Origin of the sequence: Gilliamella sp. wkB292, from assembly GCF_001690235.1 — a bacterium.
Classification (GTDB): domain Bacteria; phylum Pseudomonadota; class Gammaproteobacteria; order Enterobacterales; family Orbaceae; genus Gilliamella; species Gilliamella apicola_F.
The window spans coordinates 1-1,589 of the sequence record NZ_LZGO01000049.1; the positions used below are offsets into that span (position 1 = coordinate 1).

The 1,589-nt window shown below is 24.5% G+C and carries 1 protein-coding gene; it reads left to right on the plus strand.

Annotated elements, in window-relative coordinates:
- The first annotated feature begins 83 nt into the window (after positions 1 to 83).
- On the plus strand, positions 84 to 1,025 hold the full coding sequence (locus A9G09_RS05870) for a glycosyltransferase family 8 protein (RefSeq protein WP_065633967.1): 942 nt from the start codon (positions 84 to 86) through the stop codon (positions 1,023 to 1,025).
- Positions 1,026 to 1,589 lie beyond the last annotated feature (564 nt).

Sequence of the window (1,589 nt, forward strand, 5' to 3'; positions counted from 1 at the left end):
TACCTTAATATAAACTATGAATATATAATTAATTTTATAATTTAATAACTGAATGAAGTGAACTATATAAAGTAAAATCCAATATGGACAAAGAAATTATCAACATTGCTTATTGTACAGATTCTAACTACTTGGAACATGTATCAGTTTCAATTAAATCCATTATTTTAAATAATTTAGCTGAAAAACTTCAATTTCATGTTTTTTTATATGATGTAAAAAATGAAGATATCGAAAAACTAAAAAAAACATCTTCTCTAATTACTATTTATGAAATAAAACAAGATGGAATGAATCAATATCAGCATAAATTTTCAACAAGCCACATCTCAAATTCAACTTTCATTCGTCTCATGGTACCAAGATTGTTGTCAGGTAAAGTCGATAAATTACTATATCTTGATGCTGATGTATTATGTTTTTCTAATATTTCTGCTATTTATAAAATTAATATTGACAATATTATTTGTGCCGTAAGTTTAGACTCAATGCAGGAAAAACAAGATCCTAATGCAATTCGATTAAATATAAATTCTAATAATTATTTTAATGCAGGCGTACTTTACATTAACGTTGAAAATTGGATGAAATTTAATGTCGAAGATAAAACAAATGAGATATTGTATAAAAATAGTGCTTTAAAATATGCCGATCAAGATGCCTTAAATATTGTGTTACAAGATCACATAAAAATAATTGACGCTAAATGGAATTATTTATTTACTTGGATGACAGATAAGCAAAAAGAGACTTTTTTCGATAATAAAGAGACATTACCTTACTTTATTCATTTCACCGGCCCTAGAAAAATGTGGTACATAGAGCATGAGGGTTTGTCACAAAATTTATATCAATTCTATAAACATTTCACGCCATGGAGCAATGATGTATTAAAATCTTACAAAAATAAAATGAGAGCGGTTGATTATAGAGTTTATGCCAAACAATTTTTTCGAAAAGGGGCGATAGTTAAGGGAGTGAAAAGTTACATAATGTATTTATATAAAAAATTAAATCGTCATTAAATTAAGGAAAATATAAAAAAGGTTATATTTCATGCCCAAAATAAAGAGTCTAAATATCAAAATTCTAACAAAACAAAATGTCCTTATTTTATATACTTTGCAATTATTTTTGCCGCATATTACATAATAAATATCAATAAATTAAAAAATTTTAGTTATACGTTTCTAGTTTATTTTCTGTTTTTATTTATTTTCCCAAAAGTTAAGTTAATAAGATTAATAATATTTGGGTTATTCAATTTTATTTTGGGTATTGAACTATTTTTTAATTTTCGATATGGTTATATCACAGAATCACTTTTAAAAACAGCCCTAGAAAATGATACCAATCAAAGCTACTTAATGATTCAACATGAATTTTTTGCAATCATACTACCTGCTTTTATTTTTTCATTCACTTATACCTATTTTATTTTTAATAAAATAAAAGTATCTTTTAAAAATAGAATATTATATTAGTCAATAATTTTTGTCTGTTGCTTTTTCTTGTTTAAAAACACGATATACTATTATTTATCAGATAAGCGACATGTTGTTGAATTTCAGGTCGATCCTTTTTTTTCA